The organism is Pontiella sulfatireligans (assembly GCF_900890705.1).
GTDB classification, from domain to species: domain Bacteria; phylum Verrucomicrobiota; class Kiritimatiellia; order Kiritimatiellales; family Pontiellaceae; genus Pontiella; species Pontiella sulfatireligans.
Window position 1 is genome coordinate 1,892,611 of sequence record NZ_CAAHFH010000001.1, and the last position, 17,097, is coordinate 1,909,707.

Annotated in this window: 12 protein-coding genes; 4 read left to right on the forward strand and 8 right to left on the reverse strand. The window is 55.9% G+C overall.

Annotated features, from left to right (window positions below; genetic code table 11):
• Window positions 1-27 precede the first annotated feature (27 nt).
• From SCARR_RS06395 to SCARR_RS06425, 7 genes are all read right to left on the reverse strand, one after another.
• A complete protein-coding gene (locus SCARR_RS06395) occupies window positions 28-1,077 on the reverse strand; it encodes an SGNH/GDSL hydrolase family protein (RefSeq protein ID WP_136060671.1) in 1,050 nt (349 codons plus the stop codon).
• A gap of 21 nt (window positions 1,078-1,098) precedes the next feature.
• Window positions 1,099-2,691: a sulfatase family protein gene (locus SCARR_RS06400; protein WP_136060672.1), complete on the reverse strand. Its 1,593-nt coding sequence runs from the start codon at window positions 2,689-2,691 to the stop codon at window positions 1,099-1,101.
• A 93-nt stretch (window positions 2,692-2,784) separates the two neighbouring features.
• A complete protein-coding gene (locus tag SCARR_RS06405) occupies window positions 2,785-5,073 on the reverse strand; it encodes a glycoside hydrolase family 44 protein (RefSeq protein ID WP_136060673.1) in 2,289 nt (762 codons plus the stop codon).
• A gap of 58 nt (window positions 5,074-5,131) precedes the next feature.
• On the reverse strand, window positions 5,132-6,982 hold the full coding sequence (locus SCARR_RS06410) for an endo-1,4-beta-xylanase (protein WP_136060674.1): 1,851 nt from the start codon (window positions 6,980-6,982) through the stop codon (window positions 5,132-5,134).
• Between the two features lie 11 nt (window positions 6,983-6,993).
• Complete coding sequence (locus SCARR_RS06415) at window positions 6,994-9,456, reverse strand: GH36-type glycosyl hydrolase domain-containing protein (RefSeq protein ID WP_136060675.1); 2,463 nt, start codon at window positions 9,454-9,456, stop codon at window positions 6,994-6,996.
• 71 nt (window positions 9,457-9,527) lie between these two features.
• The gene (locus SCARR_RS06420; RefSeq protein WP_168433058.1) at window positions 9,528-10,952 is read right to left on the reverse strand and encodes an MFS transporter; all 1,425 of its coding nucleotides are present in this window, start codon (window positions 10,950-10,952) and stop codon (window positions 9,528-9,530) included.
• Window positions 10,945-13,392: a GH36-type glycosyl hydrolase domain-containing protein gene (locus tag SCARR_RS06425; protein ID WP_136060677.1), complete on the reverse strand. Its 2,448-nt coding sequence runs from the start codon at window positions 13,390-13,392 to the stop codon at window positions 10,945-10,947. The genes SCARR_RS06420 and SCARR_RS06425 overlap by 8 nt, the downstream gene beginning before the upstream one ends.
• 469 nt (window positions 13,393-13,861) lie before the next feature.
• Between SCARR_RS06425 and SCARR_RS06430 the strand changes: the two genes are divergently transcribed.
• The 4 genes from SCARR_RS06430 to SCARR_RS06445 are packed head-to-tail and all read left to right on the forward strand — an operon-like array spanning window position 13,862 to window position 16,783.
• Window positions 13,862-14,440 (forward strand): hypothetical protein, encoded by a 579-nt coding sequence (locus SCARR_RS06430; protein WP_136060678.1) that lies wholly within the window; start codon window positions 13,862-13,864, stop codon window positions 14,438-14,440.
• 8 nt (window positions 14,441-14,448) lie between these two features.
• Complete coding sequence (locus SCARR_RS06435) at window positions 14,449-15,114, forward strand: HAD family hydrolase (RefSeq protein ID WP_136060679.1); 666 nt, start codon at window positions 14,449-14,451, stop codon at window positions 15,112-15,114.
• Window positions 15,111-16,100, forward strand: a complete 990-nt coding sequence (locus SCARR_RS06440) for a serine/threonine protein kinase (protein ID WP_136060680.1) — start codon at window positions 15,111-15,113, stop codon at window positions 16,098-16,100. The genes SCARR_RS06435 and SCARR_RS06440 overlap by 4 nt, the downstream gene beginning before the upstream one ends.
• The gene (locus SCARR_RS06445) at window positions 16,097-16,783 is read left to right on the forward strand and encodes a CpXC domain-containing protein (RefSeq protein ID WP_136060681.1); all 687 of its coding nucleotides are present in this window, start codon (window positions 16,097-16,099) and stop codon (window positions 16,781-16,783) included. Before SCARR_RS06440 ends, SCARR_RS06445 begins: the two co-directional genes overlap by 4 nt.
• A gap of 191 nt (window positions 16,784-16,974) precedes the next feature.
• Here SCARR_RS06445 and SCARR_RS06450 read toward each other — a convergent pair whose 3' ends face one another.
• Complete coding sequence (locus SCARR_RS06450; RefSeq protein ID WP_136060682.1) at window positions 16,975-17,064, reverse strand: AURKAIP1/COX24 domain-containing protein; 90 nt, start codon at window positions 17,062-17,064, stop codon at window positions 16,975-16,977.
• Window positions 17,065-17,097 lie beyond the last annotated feature (33 nt).

Genomic DNA, 17,097 nt, shown 5'->3' on the forward strand with positions numbered 1-17,097 from the left:
TTCACCCTTGCCTCATTTATTTCTAAATCAGTTGTTGCCTTTCAACATACTTTCAACCGCAACCACGAGTTCAGCGGCCATGGCCTTGTCCTTTTTCACGCTGGGATGATGATGCCCGCCCGTGTCATCCGCGCCGGCAAAGGGCGCATAAACCAAAACAGAAACATCGTCGAACGCACCGGCAATTTCCGGCAACCATTCGCTTACGGGCTCATCCCCCATCGGGCCAATGCTGATGATAACTTTGGATTCCGGCGCATAGGAGCGGATGCGGGTGATGAACTGTTTGTAGACGGCAATATAACCCTCTTTAGGCAACGGCTCTTTTTTTCCGTTTTGCTCCGCCATATCGTTGGTGCCCAAATTGATCACAACCACATCGGGTACGAAGCGGGTGTGATCCCATTTGATGTTCGCATCCAGCGGAAGCGTCTGGTCAAAGATTTTCGGAATGGTCGTCGCCTGATCATACTTCAGCTGGCGGTTGCGGAATATCCCGCGTCCGGACCAGCAAAACATCATGATGTCGGCGCCTAACTCGCGGGCGGCAATTGGCGCATAGGACATATAGCCGTTTTCATTTTCGACGGTATTGCCTTCGTCCAGCGTCTTCGCCTCGTTGCCGTAGCCGCAGGTAATCGAGTCGCCAATCACCAACATTCTCATACGAGGTGTTTCAGGGCGCAATAGTTTCCCTTCATCGGAAATGTCGAATCCGTGAAAACGCACCGTCCCAATCGCGCCCTCGCTTCGTTTGAATAAAGTGATTCGATGGGTTCCGGCATCCAGTCCATCGGCCAGCTTGTAGGAGTTCCGGCCCTTGGAAACCTTCAAAAAACGCGGCTCGCCATCCACCACGACGGTCATTCCCGCAGCAGCCCCATCTGCCAATTCCAGCTCAGCGAAAAGTTCCGAACCTTGGAAGTCCACCTCTATCGTGCTGCCCGTCCAGCCAAAGCGATGGTCTTCCGTAAAGCGGCCGACATAGCGGATCGTCGGATGATCGGGTGCAATCTGTGCAGACCATGCCGAAGCAACAAGAAGCCATGCAACGGCGAACAAGCTCAATCTTTTCATGGGTTCCCGTCCGATCTTCAACTACAGCTCAAAGTCGCCGGGGAGCCCGCCGAGAATCTTTTTCATCTCGCGCTGCATCTCTTCGAGCTTTTGTTTGTATTCCGGATCCTTCGCAAGGTTCTTCTGCTCACGCGGATCTTTGGAAAGATCATAGAGCTGGTCGCGGTCGAAATAACCCGGATAGGAACCGGTCGACTTGCGTTCCGCGTCGCCACCGCCGGGAATCGGCGTCAGGTGGCTGAACGGTGCGGAAGGATCGTCCGTAACCGTCCGCAAATGCTTGCGCACCCGCTCGGCATTCCATTCGTCGAGCACCCGCTTGCGCTCATCCATGCTCATATTTTCCAGATCTTCCGGATAGCGGATGGCCATGTATTTCCAGTTGCCCTTGCGGATGCCGCGGGCATAGCCGAGCTCGAAATAGAGCACGCGCCCCGGCTTCTGCGGCTTGCCGTTGAGGTATGGAAGGAAACTCTCGCCATCAAACTTTACCTTCGAATAGTTATATCCCGAAATATCGAGAATGGTCGGCGCAAAGTCGACGATCGACACGAAGGCATCGCATTCCGACCCTACTGGGAAGCCGCCTTTTTTCCAGACGATGGAAGGATCGTGCACGCCGCCTTGGTAGACCGTTCCTTTGGAGCTCTGGCCATGGTCGCTGAAGAAAAAGAAGACCGTATTGTCGAGTTGTCCGGTTTCTTCGATCTTGTCCAGCAGCGCACCCACCGCATCGTCCAGCCATAGCATGTTGGCCGTGTCGTCGTTCACCGGCAAACCGGCCTTCTTCAACCGCTTCGGAATGGTGTCGCGCGCCGGCTGCACATTGGGCGCCTTGTCCAGATAGCCGACCGCAGAAATCAGGGGATTGGCGTTCCAAGAGCGTTCCTCTTGGGTCGGTCCATGAGGCACTGTGGTGGCGAAATAGAGAAAGAAGGGGTTCTCGCGGGGCTGGCCGACAAACTCGACGCCGGCTTCCGTGATCCAGTCCATGTTCTGGACGGCGACTTCGTGCAGTCCGAGGAAGTCGGGGTTGTTGTCGTAGACGTGGTCGGCATAGTCGAAGCCAATCTCGCGGATGGCCTGGCAGACATGATCGTGGTTGGCCTTGAGCTTCGATACGTTTTCAGGATCCTTTGCGCTGGCGTCGAAATCCTTGAAGCGTTTACGGGACTCCACCTCTACCACATGGTTCTTGCCGGCCATGCCGGTGTTGTAGCCGGCCTTTTGCATGAGACGAGGCAGCGTGGTGTCGGAACTGAGGATATGCGTGTTGAACTCAACAACAGACTGTCCCTCGTTCTTGGTGCGGCCCGTAAAAAAGTCATTGTTCGCGCGGCTGGCGTAGGTGCCGGTCAGCACGTTGTAGCGGCTCGGCGTACAGATCGGCGAGCAGACATGCTGCTCCGTCATCACCGTGCCCTCGTTTGCCAGGCGGTCGATGTTCGGCGTCAGGTTTTTGCCCTTGCCCTGCGGGAGGCAGTTGAAATGCTTGGGCAGCATGTCATCGGCAATAAAGAACACCACGTTCGGCTTGCGTTCTTTTTTCGCTAAAGCGCAACCCGCCAGCAATGCAGCACCTGTTCCAATAAAACTTCGTCTTCCTAATTTCATAGTATCTCCTTTTCCACTCGGCGTTCGTGATAAGCGACAATTGAGGCGTGACTGTTTTTCCACATCACGCTTCACGGCTCACTCGTCACGATTCTACCTCAAAATAAACCCGATATTATCCAAATAGATTTTTCCAGACACTGGAACCTTCTTCTCACCGTTTTGGTAAAGCTGAATGAACAGCGCATAGGTGTTGCCCATCACCGAATAATACTTGGTGTCGGGCAGTTTCAGCTCCAACGTCTTCCATTTTCCGCGCACCTGCTCCAACGGCAGCGAGCCGAGGTCGACCCAATGCGCGCTCTCGCTTTGCAGCACGATGCGCACGCCAATATCCTTGTCCGCGCATTGCAAGTCGGCCGACGCTCTGACATCCATCACTACGCCGGCAATGCGCTCGCGCTCCACCGTTTCCGGAGCGATCGCAAACACCGCCAACTGATCGTTTCCTGAGGTTGGACGATCACCATCGAGCACCACTGCCACCACCTGCTGGTTCGGGCGCACCGCATCGTCGGCCACCAGTTTGTACGAGCTTGCTGCACCCCACTTTTCGGGGGCGTCTTCAAACTGCCAAACGATCTCCTTGCGCTCCTGCACCGGCAGAATCTCGATGACGCGTTCCACCGAAACATCGGCCGCCGTGGCCCGAACCGTAACGGTTCCAGCGCCTGTCGGGGTGAGCGAAAAGCGTCCGGCCGCCTCGCCCAGCCAAACCGTGGCAACGTCCGCCGTGGCGGGGCCGCTGACCGAAAGCTTTGCCGCATCAAATTGTTTTCCTACCTTCGGATCTTCCGGATCGTTCTGGAGGAACACCCACCCTTCCACCGGCAGGTCGGCCGGCGACGATTCGGGCAGCAAAATTTCCAAGGGCTGGATTTCCGAGTTTTCAACCGCTTCGCTCGAACGAAGTCCAAAGCCTTTCAGCGGCAACTCGAACACCTTTGCGGTGTAGGGTGGCACATCAAATTCAAGCTTGTCGCCAATAGCAAACCGGCTTTCGTTGGGCTTGCGGCTCCAACGTGGCTCATGCTTGTAGATGTCCCAAAAATATTCGCGATGCGAGAGCGTTGCCGCCCGGCCTTCGGATGCAAAAGCGACCCCCGGCACATCTAGCTTGATCTGCGCAAATTCATCGCGCGAAACATTCACCACCATCACATAAAGCCGCTCGTCATCGCGCGTGACGACCGCATAGACGTTCCCGTTCCCCTGCAGCTCCGAAGCAAGTAGCCGGTTGCCCATGTATTTGCTCCAGAGATAGAGCCCCCAATACTGGCTCTTCGGCACGCAGCGCCCCGCAAAATGAAACAGGCCGTGCCCGCCCTCGGGCGTAACCGTCAGCAGATCCCACTGCGTCGCAAAGCCAACGCCCTCGCGGAACATTTCGCCCACAAAAATCGCGCTCCAAAGCCCGTTCAGCAGATCGCCGGTATATCGGTCTTCGAGAACCTTGGAATTCCATTCCGTAATCGCGAGTTCAATCTCGTCCTTGCGGTCCGGTTGGTATTTTTCGATGTAGCCGCGATAGCGCTTCATCGGCTCGTGCAGCGAGAAGGCCTGATCAATGATGTCGCGCTCGGAATCAAGGTGCCGCTCCACCGGATAGGTATGGAAGGAAAGAAAGTCCACATAGTCGCCGGCAATGCGCATCAGGTCTTCCATAAAGACCGCGCGCGTGTTCGCCGCCGTCGGGCCGCCCACCTTGATGGACGGATCAACCGCCTTCATGGCCTTGGCATATTCAATGAATTTTTTCGCGTAGACTTCGCCGGTCATCCGTGAACCGTCGGGCAGCGTGCTGCCCATTTCCCAACGGCCTTCAAGCTCGTTGCCGATTTCCCAATATTCAACGCCGTAGTCCATTTCAAGGTTGGCCCAACGCACCCACTCCGCCGCCATTTCCGGCGTGCCGGAACCGACGTTGACCGTCACGATTGAATGCGAGCCTTTGTCTTTGGCGAACTCGTGCAGCGCATAGGCGTCCACATTGCCGTGCCACTCGTCCGGTTTGCCGGGAGCGAGCAGGTGGAAGCCGGGCGCATAGGCGGAATAGTCGACGTCCCACTGGCCGTCCTTGAGCTTCGACATATCAAACGTGTTGCCGTCCCACACGCCGTTGCCGTTCCAGACATACTCGTCCGACCAAGAGCCGCCGGGAATGCGGATGAACGACGGATTCAGCTCCCGCAAATAGTACTGCACATCGGTATCGAACAGTTGCCGCGCCTCATGCCACAGCCCAGCGTTCGTACCCAAAAAACGATGGCGATCCACTTCGCGAATTACGGTAGACGAATCGACTTTAAGCGTGGCGCCCTCGCAGGCAACAACGCTAAGTGCTGCTGCGGTCATGATGATGGTCCTGTATAAATGCTGCATGAATAAATCCTCAAGTCATCGTTACTGCGGTTCATACGGTTTTGCCAAAAACAGCCTGCTAGAGCTTCATGCTCAAGGATGCCCCATCCTTTTTAAGCTCAATGTTTTCAAGCACAACTTTACGACCGCTGGCGTGTGCCGTGATCCGATAGTTCCCTAGAAAGCCCCGCAACTCCACCCGTCCGTCGTCAGAGGACCGCGCCTCTTCCCGTCCGGTCCACCATTGGTTGTAAACCAGGTCGCGGTAGATTTTTGCATTGGGCTTCATCCGCCAGTCGCGATCGTAAAGCCCGGCATAGGGAAGCCAGTGCGAATCCTGCCAGAACCCCCATTGGAGAAAGGCCTGCGTATCCGGATGCGCAAACCAAGCAGTCAGAAAATCGCGCGTATAGGCGGCCTGCAGTTCTTCATCGGCCAGATCAACATCAAATTCGCTGCAAACCAGCGGAAGCCCGTAGCGGCCGAAACGGTCGCATAAGACCCATATCCGTTGCGGGCCGGTCAGGAAGCTGTGGCGGAAATGGCTCTGAAAACCGATCCCCTCCAACGGCGCCTGCTCGTCCAGCAACCGGCCCACAAGCGCATCGTAGAAATCGAGTTTTTCTGTCCAGTACCCGCCATTGGCCATCAATAAAAAATCATTTACGTTTAATTGCGCATCCGGCAATACCGCATCCGCCTGTCTGAACCAGTCCCCGACCACTTCGCTGCCCATCACATCCATGTAGTCATGGTTATTAAAAGCTTCATTAAGTACATCAAAAGCCGCCACCCGGCCATTCATGGCCGCACCGATATCGGTGATGTGGGCATGGACGAGCCGGTTCAGCGCCTCTGGACGGTCCGCCATTTTTTTCGTCCAGGCCGGCGCATGGCCCCACCCCGGCCAAACCAGTGCGTGCCCCTTCACATCAAGACCGCTCGCATGCAGCCAATCGGTCAAGGCAAATGTGTCTTCCTGCCGAAAGCCGTCCCACGCGCCCGACCACGCCTCCCACTTCAGCGCATTCTCGAACACGGCATAGTTAAAGTCCGCCTTCAAAACCTCAAAGTATTTCTGAATCTCCGCCTGGCGCTGGGCAAAGGTCAGCCCCTTGCGTCCGGATTCGGCACGATAGGCTTTGAATTCCGCCTGCAGCTGCGGATTGGATGCCGCATCCGGGGCGATCCACCGCCACAAGAGGCTGTTGACTGCCGTACCAAAACGATAGGCATGACGCTGCTGCTCGATCACAACCCGGGCGTTCTTTACCGGCTCGCCCTGCGCATCAAGCACCTGCACCGAAAAGGTGCCCATGCGGTTGGAGGCAATCATGGACTGCGCTTCTAGGCGCCAAGCGGCATCCGCTTCCTGGCCGGCATACCACCGGCCCTTCCGGGCATAAGCCTGCAGCGGCTTTTCCGAACCGAGGTTTTCAATCTGGACATCGGCCACCTCGACCGCGGCATCGCCCCAGCCATGCACAAGGAATAGGGAAAGGCTTCCGGGCGCGGCATCTTCCGGCACGGAAAAAGGCGCAGAGAAGGTTTCCCATTCAGCGCTCAGCACCGGCCCGCAGCGGAACACCGGCCGAACCTTTCCCCTGATCTTGCCGGGAGAGCTTACGGCAAGTTTCAGCGCAACAGAACCAACGGCTTGCGGATCAATGGCGCGTGCACGCACCGATAGCATGTAGACTTCGTTCGCCTTGAATGCTTCAGCGCAGGGACGTTCCCATCGAGGCCCGTACTCCATGATGCCGCTGGAACGCGGCTCCAACCGGACCGGAAGCGCCTGACGCTGCGGCTGTGCATTTTCATTCCGCACCCGCGAAACAAAATCCCATTCGCCGGCACCTTCGGCATAGCCGCACAAACTCGAGAGCAATGCCGCCGAAAGAATCAAACCGGATGGAATAGCAACTTTCATAGAAATGCGACCTAGCCTTCCGCCAAAACCATTTTTTGAGATTCCTGCGACTGCTCCTCTTCCACCATGACGCCCATCACAACTTCGGTCGAATGCGCCTTTCCGTCGGTAAAGACCGGAAGCACGTTGCCTTCGATGGCCTCGCCGTCGATGGTGACCGATACAACGCCTTTGGAAACATGGTCGGGATTTTTCACCTCAATGTTATAGGTCGTGCCACGGAACTTTCGGGTCGCTTTGAAGCCGTCCCATTCCGCCGGAATGCAGGGATTGACTTCCAGCCCCTGGTGGCACGGCATGAGGCCGAGGATATGCTTGACCGCCGCCTGATAGGTCCAGGACGAGGTTCCGGAAAGCCAGCTGTTGCGGGCGAGCCCGAACTGCGGATGTTCGTCGCCAAGAATGTTCTGCGGGTAGCAGTAGGGCTCGCATTCAAAGCGCTCGATCGTGTCGTTCTGCGCCGCGGGATTGATCTGGTTGTAATACTGGAACGCACGGTCGCCGTTGCCGACCATCGTTTCTGCAATCATCACCCACGGGTTGGAGTGCAGAAAGATGCCGCCGTTTTCCTTGGCGCCCGGCGGATAGGTGGTCACGCCGCCCTTGGCCGGATCAAATCCATCGTAGCCCGGCCAGCTGAGCTTGATCCCGCAAGGCGTGTTCAGCTTGCTGTTGACCGACTCCAGCGCCTGGAGCGCGCGGTCCTCGTCGGCAAAGCCGGAGAACACGGTCCACGACTGGGCGTTGGTGTAAATCTGCCCTTCGCTGTTTTCCTTCGAACCGATCGGCGTGCCGTCTTCTTCAAAGTAGCGGGCGTACCATTCGCCGTCCCAGGCCACTTCGTTCACGACCTTTTTCATATGCGCATGATTAGCACGGTATGCTCGTGCAGACGTCTTGTCTCCAAGAAATTCCATCAGATCGATCATTTCCAGCAGCGCCCGGCCGTAGAGGCTGGCTATCATAACGCTTTCCGCATCGCCGTGGAGGTTGACTGTATCGTTCCAGTCGGCAAAACCAAGCAGCGGAAGCCCCTGCTTTCCGGTATGCGTTCGCGTGAACTCCAGCGCACGGCGGAGGTGCTCGAGCACGGTGCCCTTTTCGCGTTCCGCCAGCGGCAGTTCCTTGCTGTAGAACGTGATTTCCTCATCGAGGAAAGCATAGTCGCCGGTTTCCTTCACATAGGCGGAAACCGCCTGAACAATCCAGAGGTGGTCGTCGCCATACCACTGTTTGTCGCCCTCTTCCCGCGAGTCGCCCTCGTTGGCTTCCATCGTCAGCGGGAAAAACTGGTGCATCGCCGAACCGTTCGGCAGCTGCACGCTGATCAGGCGGCGCATCAGCGCCTTGGCCTCGTCCGGCGCGCCGGCGAGCACGCCCATCACATCCTGCGAGCTGTCGCGGAATCCAATGCCGCGCGCGCCCAGGCCGAGCTGGTAGAGCGAAAGATAGCGCGACCAGTTCATCGTCGTGTGGCACTGGCGCGGGTTGTGGATGTTGACCATCGAGTTGAATGCAGCGTCCGGTGTTTCGATCCAGTTTTTGGAAAGGTATTCGTCCCAGAAGGCACCGAGTTCGGCAAAGGCGGCATCAACGGCTTCCAAAGACCGGAACTTTTTTGAAGTCTCCGTCACCTTGGCCGGCTCGTCCTGCCCAAGCTGGGTAACAATGCGCTTTGTTTCGCCCGGAGCCACTTCGCCGAGCTTGTGCAGCAGCGCGGCAATGGTGTCGCCCCGGCGCGCTTCGATGTTCGACAGGTGGTCTTCCTGCAGCTCAAGCGGGTTGGCCCAAGTGCCGTATTCGTTGTCGCCGAGGAACACCTTGCGGTCGGTCTCGAACGAATCCACCGGCACGTTGGAGGTGAAAAAGTTGTTTTCATACTGCTTCTTCATGAAGGCGTATTGGCGCAACAGCACGGTGCCGTCGGCGTTCTTTTCCGCATCGACCGTCATGGTCTGGGGCACCCAGTCGGCATTGGTGTATTGCTTGAGCGCATCAAAGTGGGTGAACTCCACCACCGGCACCACGTCCAGTTCGACCAGCTCGTCGCCGAGGTTCGTCACCTTGATGTCGCGCACCACCACGTTTTCGCCGGGCGGCACAAAGATGGTGACGTCGGTGCGGATGCCATAGAATTCGGAAACGATGCGCTGGTAGCCAAGGCCGACGTGGCATTCATACTTGTCGTAGTGATCCAGCGTCGGCACGAAGAACGGTGAAAAGATTTTATAGCCGTCGGGTTGCTTGATGCGGATATACATCCCCTCGCCCTTGAACTCCGAGCTGGGCAGCTGCGGCATGTATTTCACAATGCGGTTCAGCGCCGGATCGCCCTTGCAGATTAGCGAGCCGCCGGTGTGGTCCACAATGCCGCCGAACGCCAGCGTGCCGACATAGTTTGTCCACTTCACCGGCGTCTTCGGGTTGGTGATTACATATTCGCGTTTAGCGTCTTCAAAAAATCCGTATTTCATAATTTCACCTCACGTATTTCGTATTACGTACTGCATATTTCAAATTTCAGGTTTCAAGTTTCAAATTTCGTTTACACTTTACCGCGCCGCTCTTCGAGCTGTTCGCGGATTTCTGCCGCCTTAGCCGGCGTGATCGGGAAAATTTTCAATAAAACAAGCGCCACCGCCAAGGCCGCAACCGGGATGACGATGTAGCCGATGCGCATGTTGCGCAAAACAGCTTCCGGCTGCGCGGCTTCCAGCGCCGCATCAAATCCGGTGAGCTCCAGCAAAGGGCCGGAGATGAGGAAGCCGATGCAGAACGCAAACTTCAGGATCCACGAAAAGATGGAGGCGAAGCTGCCTTCGCGACGCTCTCCGGTTTTCAGTTCGTCATAATCGACCACATCCGCCTGCATCGACGAAAGCATGAGCCAAAGGCCGGCATATCCCGCACCGATAAAAATCGTGTTCACCAGCATCAGATAGGGATAGGCCGGATTAAAGGTCCACCAGGTGGTTGCCGCTGAAAACAGAACCAGACAGACGGATATGCCAAGACACTTGGGCTTGCCGATCCGCTCGGACAGCCAGCGGAAAATCGGAATAAAGAGCAGGCTGAAGACCGTGTAGACCACGGTTCCATAACCGGCAAATTTTGCAGCAACCGTCCAGTCGGCATTCAACACATAGTACGTTCCGACATAGCGGCCGTAGCTGTCGAAAATCGCCGTGCCGAGCAGGAAGAATACAGTGAAGAGGCATAGGATCCGAAAAGGCACGTTTTTGAGCGTTTCGCCCAAACTCTTGATTACGCTCACCTTTTCCTGATGCTTGTTAACGCTTTCGTAATAGCGCTCCTTCACAAAGATGGCAGGTACGATGCCCAGCACAATGATAATGGCTCCGATGCCCAAACTGAGATAACGCATGCCGTTTACGGTACTGGCTTCTCCATTAAGGAAGAAAATCGGCAGCAGCGAAATCCACCACATCCAACCGTTCAGAAAACCGGCCATCGTCTGGAAATAGCCACGCACTTCCGTGACGCGGGTCCGCTCGTTATAGTCCGGGGTCATCTCCATAATCAGGCTTTGATACGGCATCGCCCAAACGGTAAAGCAGGTATAAAAGAGAATGCCGAAACCGATCACCCACAGCATGATCATTTCCTGGCTCCAATCCATCGGGAACCACCAGATCAGCGGATAGGCCAGGCCGGCCAGAATGGAACCGACTAGAATAAAGGGCCGGCGCCTTCCCCACTTGGAACGGAAGTTATCGGAAATGCAGCCCATGATGGGGTCGATGATGCCATCCCACAACCGAAGCGACATCAGAATGATCGACACATAGAGCGGCCGCATATGCAGCTCCATATTGAAGAACGGATAAGCAATGCTCACCAGTATCCATACCGCCAGAATGTCCACAGGACCGCCCAGCGCATAGGCCAGCTTCGTCCCCATCGGCACGCGGTCTTCTGCGGCCACTATGGGTTGTGCTTGATCAGACATGAGCTTCTCCAAGGATGACTTCAACTTCATGAACGCCGTGGTCGCCAAAGATCGGAATCATATTCCCTTTGGTGAGCACGCCATCGACCAGCAACAGGACGACGCCTTTGTTGACGCCGTCCGGATTCTTGATCGTAATACAGTATTCTGCGTCGCGGAAGCGACGGGTGACGGAGTATTGTTTCCAAGCCTTCGGAATGCACGGATCAATCACCAGGCCATCATAGTCGGGCTGGATGCCGAGAATATAGTGCGAGATCGCTGCCCAGTTCCAAGCGGCCGTTCCAGTGAGCCAGGAGTTTTTGGCTTCGCCCGGCTTGAACGCATCCTTGCCGGCGATCATTTGCGAATAGACATAGGGCTCCATCTTGTGAAGCTCGGAGATATCCTCGCGGTAGGCCGGTGCAATGCGCTTCCAGTAGTCGAACGCACGGTCGCCGTTGCCGGCCTTGGTTTCGCCAATGCACACCCAAGGGTTGTTGTGGCAGAAGATGCCGGCGTTTTCCTTGTAGCCCGGCGGGTAGGTTGAGATTTCGCCGTACTCAATCACATATTTCGTGAAGGCCGGATTGTTCAGCACGATGCCGTGCTCGGTGGCGAGGCGTTCGTTGACGGAGTCGAGCGCCTTTTCGCAAAGCCCCTCTTCCTTGCCGATCTCGGCCATGGTGCAGAAACCCTGCGATTCGATGAAGATTTGCGCTTCCTCGTTTTCGTGGCTTCCGACCTTCTTGCCGTAAAAATCGTAGGCGCGTAGGAACCAGTCGCCGTCCCAGCCGTGCGTCTTCACCGATTCAACCATCGCGTCAACGTGGATCTGGGCGGCTTCGGCCTCGGCGTCGAGTCCGCGGATTTTGCAGAGGCGGATGTATTCGCGGCCGTAGAGCACAAACTCGCCGGCAATCATCAGCGACTCCGCCTGACCGCCCGACGCGTTTTCCGTGGTCTGGAACGATTCGTTCGGATCTTTGGAAAAGCAGTTGAGGTTGAGGCAGTCGTTCCAGTCGGCTCTTCCAATGAGTGGAAGTCCGTGCGGACCGAGGGTGTTCACCGTAAAATTGAAGGAACGCGAAAGATGCCCGAACAGATCGGTGGCCTTGCTCTCGTCGTTGTCGTACGGGACCGACTCGTCGAGAATGCTCCAGTCGCCGGTCTCTTTGATATAGGCCGTAACGGAAAGGATCAGCCACAGCGGATCGTCGTTAAAGTTGCCGCCGATCTCGGCGTTCCCCCGCTTGGTGAGCGGCTGGTACTGGTGATAGGCCGAGCCGTCTTCAAACTGCGTCGAGGCAATGTCGATAATACGCTCCTTGGCGCGCTCCGGAATCTGATGCACAAAGCCGATCAGGTCCTGGTTGGAGTCGCGGAAACCCATGCCGCGGCCGATGCCCGACTCAAAGAACGAGGCGCTGCGCGACATGTTGAACGTCACCATGCACTGGTACTGGTTCCAAATGTTGACCATGCGGTCGAGCTTTTCGTCGCCGCTCTCCACCTGATAGACGCTGAGCAGTTTTTTCCAATAGTTGGAAAGGTCAGCCAGCGCGGCATCCACTTTTCCAACCGTATCGAACAGGGAAATCATCTCTTTTGCTTTGGCCTTATTGATGACGCCCTTGGATTCCCACTTGTCCTCCTCGGCGTTTTCGACGTAGCCCAGCACAAAGACCAGCTCGCGCTTTTCGCCCGGAGCCAGATCGATTTCAAGATAGTGCGACGCAATCGGCGACCAGCCGTGCGCTTCGGTGTTTTGCGGAGCGCCGGCGAGCACGGTCTGCGGTGCGTCGAAGCCGTTGTAGAGGCCGGTAAAGGTTTCGCGGTCGGTGTCGCAGCCCTGAATCGGCGCGTTTACCGAGAAGAACGCATAGTGGTTGCGACGCTCTTTGTATTCCGTTTTGTGGTAGAGCACGGATCCGTCGATCTCCACTTCACCGGTCGAAAGGTTGCGCTGAAAGTTTTCCATGTCGGTCTGCGCGTTCCATAGGCACCATTCCGCCAGCGAGAAGAGCTTTAAACTTTTCTGTACGGTGGAATTGTTCTCGATGGAAAGCTTGTGCACCTCGGCATTGACGCCCAGCGGCACGAAGCAGGTCAGCTCCGATTTCACCCCGTTTTTCACGCCGGTGAATTTGGAATAGCTTAGGCCATGGCGGCATTCGTAGGAATCGAGCTCCGTCTGCGTCGGCTTCCACCCGGGGTTCCAGACGGTGTCGCCATCCTTAATGTAATAGTAGCGCCCGCCGGTATCGATCGGCACGTTGTTATAGCGGTAGCGGGTCAGCCGCCGGAACTTGGCATCCTTATAAAAGCTGTAGCCACCGCCGGTGTTCGAAACCAGCCCGAAAAATTCTTCATTGCCCAGATAGTTGATCCACGGAAACGGCGTTTTCGGTTCCGTAATTACATACTCGCGGGCTTCGTCGTCAAAATATCCATACTGCATCTGATAGGCTCCCCTGCTTAAAACAAAACATCAATATATCACTTATAGATCGATGTCAACTTATCATGTTGTTTTTTATCTCAACACCTTCTATATTGCCCCATTCAATAATCATTATAAATATATCATTTACCTATCTATAGATATTGGCGCAGCTTAAGAACCTACCCATCCACTTAAGCGCTTGGAACTCAACAGCCTCGCCACCCATGAAAGGAGGCCTATAGTTCCCGCGACGCCTCGACGACCTCCTCTCGGACGCGGAGGCTTCAATTAATTTGAGGCAACTCGCGCTTCATTCCTGCTGATATTCAAGACTTGCGCATACGAGCGGGATCAGTTAGGTTCATTGGCTTTTACTGCACGGCTAACACACCGCCCCTCGTCGCGGACACACTATGGATGGTTGCGATCGGAACGACGGTGTATGTGCATGGAACAATGAAACACGAACATAAAGGAACATATCATGGGTTTATTCAACCTGTTCAAGCCAGCCAAAACCGTGCTGGTTGTAGACTGCCTATCCCTCAACGATTCAATGGGAATGAAGGGAAAAGTGCCCCCGCGAAACCAGCTGCAGACGCTTCGTCGTTTGACGCGGTTCTCGCAGCGTGAAAAAATTGAAGTGGTGGCTGTGCTTTGCGGTGCGCCCCTAAACAAGGCCCCGGCCGGAAAAAAATTCGAAGACATTACAGTCCTCTACAGCAAGTCAGCGGATGTACACGCAAAGTTTTTGGCCAAAACCGCCGCATCTAAGGGCCCGGGCGCCATACTGCTTTCGGGCAATGCCGCGGCTGAAAAACTAGCAGGAAGCAGTGTAAAAGCCATGCGCGTCAGTACATTCCGCAAGGCATTCGATGTGGGCGGTGATCCGGAAGCCCCAGAGCGCGGAAACAAAAACGGCGCCCCCCGCAGCAACCGTCCGCCTCGCCGGCGTCCCCAAAAGTCCGGTAGTGGCGACAACAAGCCGAAGGAACGCCGCCCGGAAAAGACGGCGAATTCCGAAGCCGATGCCATCAACGAGTTGATCGACCTCGTCGATTAGATCGAACCATGACGGCGCACAGTCGCTATATCTTTTGCGATATCGACGGAACGCTGCTGCATGCCAAGGGTTCCGGGCGCATTGCTTTTGGCGATGCGTTCGAGTCCGCCTACGGCGTTGCGGTTGATATGGCGCACATAAATTTTGCCGGCGCCACGGATATCCGGGTGGTGGAGCAGCTGCTTCGGGAACAGGGCCTTGAACCTGACCCCATGCACACGGCGCGGTTTTTTGAACTGCTCCCCGGCCTGCTCGATGAAAACATGGCCAAATTCCCTCCCACGGTATTTCCTGGGGTGGGAGCGTTTCTGGAGCGGGTTTCAACACATTGGAACCTTGCTCTGGTTACCGGCAACATCCGGACGTGCGCCTACCTGAAGCTCAAGCACGGCGGCCTTGCCTCCTATTTCTCTGACATCGGCGGTTTTGGCGACGATGACGGCGACCGCAACCGCATGGCCGCTTTGGCGCTGGAACGCGCAGGAAACCCTGAAGGATCATTCCTGCTGGGCGATACGCCATCCGACATCGAGGCGGCGCGCACCAACAGCATGGTTTCAGTGGCCGTCTGCAACGGACAGTTCGACCGCGCCACCCTCGAAGCCGAGAGCCCGGACATCATCGTGGACTCGTTCGAGGATGCGGAGCACCTTTTTCAAGCCTTGGACGTATGAGCGCTGATTTCAACAACCTAACACCCGACCGCATCCTGAATGCGGTAGAAAGCGGCCTGCGCTACGACTTTACCGGGCTGACCGCTCCGCTTCCGAGCTACATCAACCGGGTCTACGAGCTTCAATCCGCCACGGGCGACCGCTTGATTGCCAAGTTCTACCGCCCCGGACGCTGGAACCGGGACGCCCTGCAGGATGAACACGATTTTGTGCTCGATTGTGCAGAAGCCGAAATCCCCGTAGTTGCGCCGCTGGCGCTTGCCGATGGCGGCACTATTGGCGAATACGACGGCATCCTGTTTTCTGTCTTCCCAAAGAAATCGGGACGCGAGATGGAGCTGCGCGATGACGAGGGATGGAGGCGCCTCGGAAGCCTGATTGGCCGCATCCACTTGGCCGGAAGCCACTATGAGGCGGAAAACCGGCTCGTGATGCATCCGGAAACGACCACGATTCCCGAGGTGAAAATGCTCCTCGACGGCGGCTTTATGTCGGCGCATCAAACCGGCCGCTTCAAGGACGTAACAAACCGCATTATAGAGATCGCCTTGCGCGAGTTCGAGGGCGTCGAACTGCAGCGCATACACGGCGACTGCCACCGCGCCAATATTTTGGAGCGCCCCGACGAGGGGCTGATGGTGATTGATTTCGACGATATGGTAACGGGCCCGGCGGTGCAGGATATTTGGCTGCTGCTTCCGGGCCATGCAAACACCACCCGTCGCGAAATTAGCTTAATGATCGAGGGCTATGAGCAATTCATGGAGTTCGACGACCGCCAGCTTCGCCTAGTGGAAATCCTGCGGGCCATGCGCATTATTTACTTTCTTTCGTGGTGCAGCACGCAGGTGGATGACTTTAAGTTCCAGTCCAATTTTCCGGACTGGGGAAGCGAAATATTCTGGCAGCGCGAAGTGGCCGATCTCGAGCACCAGTATCACGCAATTTTAAACGACGAACGATTGAATGGAGAAGATTTCCAATGAGTATTAGCCGAACCGTAAACATTACTTGCCCGTCCTGCGGCACACTGCAGGACGTCCGCTTATACGACGCCGTCAATGTCGCCACAGATCCAGAGCTGAAGCAATCTCTGATGCAGAACCAGCTCAACCGCATTGAGTGCACGGACTGCGACACCAGCTTCCGGGTCGATCTCCCGTTACTCTACAACGATCCGGAAAATAATATTTTGATCCACTGGGTGCCGGAAACCGGGGAAATGTCGCAGGAAGATATTCTAGAGGAGTTCGAGCAATCGCTCGAACAGATGAATGAAATGCTCCCGCCGGACGTCGAGGCGCCACGCGTGCGCCTGGTGCTCTCCCGGGTGGAACTGGTGGAGTTGATCTTCCTGATTGAGGCGGGCCTGAACCAGCGCGTGGTGGAATATGTAAAATACAGCATCTACACGCGCAATATGGAAAAGATCCACCCACGCAAATCCCGCATCCTGCTCAACGTACAGGATTCAACCGATGATGAGATGTGCTTTGTCGTGCAAGATGTGAAAGAGCAGAAGCTCGGACAAGTGCTTCGCTACGGCAGAAAGGCCTACGACTCAATGAACGAGCTCTTTGACGAGGATCCCTCCGAGTTCATCGAAATGTTTCCCGGCCCCTGCATCAGCGCCCGCCAGCTGCTGCTGGAAGATGAAGAGGAAGCCTGAAACTTGAAAGGACAAACCTGAAAAGATCAATCCGGCGGAAGCCGATGCAATTTCAGGTTTCAAGTTTCTCTTTTCAGGTTTCAAGAAACAACCCTTGGAAATCGCGTCCTCTACGGATTTCCAAGGGTTTGAAAAAAAAGCAAGGCCGGAACCGAAGGCTCCAGCCTTGAAATTGATCAGGCTTTTAGGGCCTATTTCTTTTTATGACGATCCGCGCGACGACGCTTGCGCCGTTTGTGGTTCGACATTTTGGTCTTGCGCCATTTTTTGATGGTACCCATGTTTTCTCCTAATTGTGTCCTAAAAGGGCTAGT